Source organism: Mesorhizobium sp. M0514, assembly GCF_040321145.1.
In the GTDB taxonomy this organism is placed as follows: domain Bacteria; phylum Pseudomonadota; class Alphaproteobacteria; order Rhizobiales; family Rhizobiaceae; genus Mesorhizobium.
On the sequence record NZ_JAMYQZ010000175.1, the window covers coordinates 1 to 4,202 of the forward strand.

At 62.5% G+C, this 4,202-nt stretch carries 2 protein-coding genes and 1 pseudogene; 1 reads left to right on the forward strand and 2 read right to left on the reverse strand.

Translation table 11 applies throughout. From position 1 onward, the window contains the following. The coding region (locus tag NKI61_RS32375) for a beta strand repeat-containing protein (protein ID WP_352842355.1) at positions 1-2,741 on the reverse strand (2,741 nt) is incomplete at its 3' end. Positions 2,742-3,064: 323 nt separating this feature from the next. On the opposite strand from NKI61_RS32375, the gene NKI61_RS32380 reads away from it, so the two are divergent. Beyond that, positions 3,065-4,009, forward strand: coding sequence for a transglutaminase-like cysteine peptidase (locus NKI61_RS32380; RefSeq protein ID WP_023741865.1), 945 nt, complete (start codon positions 3,065-3,067; stop codon positions 4,007-4,009). Between the two features lie 85 nt (positions 4,010-4,094). On the opposite strand, the pseudogene NKI61_RS33040 reads toward NKI61_RS32380, so the two are convergent. Then, positions 4,095-4,202, reverse strand: a pseudogene (locus NKI61_RS33040) (ribbon-helix-helix domain-containing protein); the annotation flags it as partial.

Consider the following 4,202-nt stretch of genomic DNA (forward strand, 5'->3'; position numbering starts at 1 on the left):
GCATCGGTTCCGCCAACCAGCACATTGCCGGTGGCCGGGCCGAACAGGCCGGCCCCGATGCTGTCGATGTCGGCAACCGCGGTCGGCACGTCATCGACGATGTTGACGGACAGCGTGCCTGTGGCGTTCTGGCCGTCCTGGTCGGTGAGCGAGACGGCAAGGTTCTCGAACAGGCTGTTGGTGGAGGCGCCGGTAGCATGGGCCTCGTTGTCGAGCAGCGTGTAGGTATAGCTGACGGTGCCGGTTGCGGGATTGTAGCCGGTCACGTTCAGCGTATTGCCGAGCGCGGTGGTGAAGGAGCTGGCGGTGAACACGCCGTTGGTGATGAAGGCATGGCCGTCGATGGTCAGCGAGGCGATGCCGTCGGGCGAGGAGATGGTGAAGGTGCCGCCCTGGGTGGTGCTTTCCTTCGAGGTGTCGGAGCCGGCCGATTCGCCAACGCCGCGGCTGGCCAGGAGGTCATCCTCGTTGACGGTGACGTCGCCGCCGTTGGCGGCCGGCGTCAGGTCGGTGATCACCGGCGGCGAGTTGCCGATCGAGATGGTCAGCGTGGTGTGCGAGGTGTCGCCGTCACCGTCCTTGATGGTGTAGGTGAAGACGTCGTCATGGCCACCGGCGGAGCCGGCATCGCGGGTATAGGTGTAGGTGCCGTCGGCGGCCAGCGTCAGCTTGCCGTAGAGACCCTGGATCTGCACGCCGAGTGTTGCGGTATTGTCGAGGGCGGCATTGGTGTCGCCGGCGACGACGCCGACCACGGCAGCGCCGTCGGCGCCCTTGGTATCGGCAACCCCGTCGGTCGTGTTGCCGTCGAGGGCATCGGTTCCGCCAACCAGCACATTGCCGGTGGCCGGGCCGAACAGGCCGGCCCCGATGCTGTCGATGTCGGTAACCGCGGTCGGCACGTCATCGGACACCGTCACGTTGACCGTGCCTGTCGCCTGGGTGCCGTCGGTGTCGGTGGCAACCACGCCGAGATGGCCCAGATCGACTAGGTCGTCGGCGTTAATGCCAGGATGGGCATCGTAATTGTTGTTCAGCGTCGCCGTCACCGTTGCCACATTGTTGGCAACCGCCAGATCCAGCGTCACCACAGTCACGGCGCCGTCATTGCCGACGATCTGGGTGTCCGACACCCGGGTCCAGGTCAAGTTGGCGGTGTTCAACCCGCTCAGGTCGGTGCCAAAGGCGATCGAGGCGATCGCATCCGAGCCCGGCGTGAAGGTGATCGAGTTCGAGGCGAAGTCAGCGCCGGCCGGCGTCGAGCCGTCACTCAGGTTCTGGTCGTCAAGCGCCAGCGTGATCGGAGCGCCGGCAACCGGGGCCGCGCCGTCCGTGATTGTGAAGGCGATGTTGGCCATCGACGTGTCGAGATCGCCGTCCGTCACAGTGTAGGTCGCGTTAACAGCTACCGGACCGGAACTGTTATCCACCGAAGCGTCCGGCGTGAACGAGTAGGACCCGTCCGCCTTCACCTGGATGGTGCCCGCGCCGATGTCGATCAACTGCGAGTAACCCGTGCCGGCATCGAAGATCAGCGCCGTGCCGTTGATATGCGTCACCGTCGCGCCGTCGGCGCCGGCGACGAAGTCCAGCGTGCCCGTCAGCGCCGGGGCACCTTCCGCAATCGACTGCGAGGCCTCATCATGCGCCGTCGGCACGTCGTCGACGATCTGAACGGACAGCGTGCCCGGAAGGGACACGTCTCCGTCGGTGTCGGTAACCGTCATCGTCATGTCGTCGAAGATGGAATCTGTCCCCGCGTCGGGGTGAGTCGCGCTATGGACGAGCGTGTAGCTGTAGCTCACCTGGCCTGTGCTGGCGTCGTAGCCGTTGACGGTCAGCGTGTTGCCGAGCGGCGTGATGATGTCGATCGGCGTCGATGCGCTGTTGGCAAGAGCCGCGCCCGAAATCACCTGGCCGGCGATGGTCAGCGAGCCGACACCGTCGGGAGAGGCGATGGTGAAGGTGCCGGTGTTGTGTTCGGAGATGTCGCCGTCAACGCCTGGCGCCGACGCTTCGCCCGAACCTTCCGGCCCAGGGCTTTCCGGCAGGCCCTTTTCATTGACGATGGTGTCGCCGCCCTCGACGGAAGGCGTCAGGTCGATGATCGACGGTGTGGAATCCGGCCGCAGGCTTGGGAACAGCTCGCGATGATCCGGCTGGCCGAACGCCAGGTCTGTCGGAGGCAACAGTGCCGAAAGACCGAACCCGTCGCCGATGCCACCGGGGGGAACCGAGAAGTCTGCGCCGGCGCTTGGGTTCGAACCGCCCGGGCCGGCCGATATCGAACCATCAGCACCGAAGGCGACATCGACGTGGCTCGCTTCAAGAGCGGCCAGCAAGGCCACGCGCGGAACTTCGACATCACCGATGATGAAGGTCGGCACGTTGAGCGCGCCATCCTTGATGAGGATGACTGAACCGTCGGCCTGTTCCAGCAACAGATTGTGGCCGTCGACCTTGATGTTGTCGATGGAGACGTCCGCCGGAAGTTTCACGATGTTGCTGGCGTCGGCCACGTATTCATGCGGCGCGGCTGCCGCCGGCGCTTTCGCCTCCGCGGGTGCTGCCGGCTGAACGGGTGCGCCACTGCCGACATCGACCGGTACCGGCTCGGCAGGCGCCGCCTGAGCGGCCTGCGCTACCTGGATGCCTGCCTGCGATGGCGGGCCGCCATGTTCATGTGAAGAGTGCTCGTCCCAAGAATTCGAGACGGTATCCAAATCGTTACTCGTCGTCATCGCCAAACCCCTCCGGCATTTCCCGGATAGAGACAGTGACGACTTCTGCTTTGCAACTGTCCCGCAATCAATTTCATATATCCCGGTATGCAAGTCTCGGCATTTTTTACGTGTGGTAAACCCGGACGATATAATCTGATATGCATTGGCCGAGCCGCGCCTCGTTTGATATCCGCCGGCTGAGCTGGATTGGTAAACAGAAGTATAAATTTGAATAAAGTTTTACACAAAGTGGGTATTCCCGATTGAAGGAAACTTATCCACCTTCCTTTCCAGTAATTTGAGACAAGATTGGTACCGTCCACAGTCAAGAGGTGGGCGTCATGAAAAAAGAAAAATCTGCCCTGGGAATAACCGGGCTCAGGCTCATCCTGCTGGCAATGGCGATCACAAGCCTGCCGCAGCCATCATCCGCGAAAGCAATTACCGTGAATGCCGGCGCTGCCGCTGGAGTTCTGGCGGCGGTCGAAACCCCTTCCAGTCTCGGCGGCGTTTCGCTGGCTCGGCCGCAGCCATGGCAGCCGGTTTCAGCCTACCGGATCGGCATGATTTTCAGCAGCTATGGTCCTGTTGCCGTTGATGAAAAGCGTGGTTCTTCGATCGCGCCGCCCGCCGCCGGGATCGACCCGATCCAGACGGCGGCGATCATTCCCGGCGTGTTCGGTTCTGTTGCCCTGTCGATGCGCAATTTCCCGGTTTCGGCGCGCTGGGCGCCGGTCTACAAGGCAATTGTCGACTGTACCGCGAGCAGCGCGTGCGAACGCAAGAACAGCGCCTTTGCCGAGATCGTCAAGGCAGCCGGGAACAAGCGCTTCATCGACAAGTTGTCCTTCGTCAACTCAAGTATAAATCGCGCCATCGCCTACAAGAAGGACAGCGTGGTTTACGGCAAGCTCGACTACTGGGCCAAGCCCCGGGAAATCCTTGAGCGGCGGGCAGGGGACTGCGAAGATTTCGCCATCCTCAAGATGGCCGCGCTGCTGCATGCAGGCATCCCGGCGCAGAGCATGTCGCTGGTCGTCTTGCAGGATCGCAAGCGCGGTTTCTTTCATGCCGTGCTGTCGGTCAGCACCGGCAGCGGCGTCTTCATTCTCGACAGTTTGAGCAATGTAGTTTCCCGCGACACAGACCTGCCGACCTACGTGCCGCTGTATTCGTTCAGCACCGATCGCGCGTGGATCCATGGCGCGAAGACCGGTTCTGCTCAAATAGCGGATATCAAGGGCGGCCTTTCGACGGTCGCGCCTGGTGAAGGTGTGCAGCCGTAAGTTCCCATCAGAGAGTCTTGAGCGCTCTAACTCTTGTTTGACGCAATTTTCCACGGAAACCGCTCACACTTTTCCCGGAATTGCTCTAGCCCCCGAAGACGAACGCCATCAGCAGTTCCGGCTCGACCACCGGCGCCCGCACCGCGCTCAGTTGACCGCGGTAGCGGCGGTCGCCGGCGCCTATGACGAAACC

What these genes read in the sequence shown, in the direction of transcription:
- NKI61_RS32380 (WP_023741865.1), top strand. Translation starts at nt 3,065, where the DNA reads ATGAAAAAAGAAAAATCTGCCCTGGGAATAACCGGGCTCAGGCTCATC.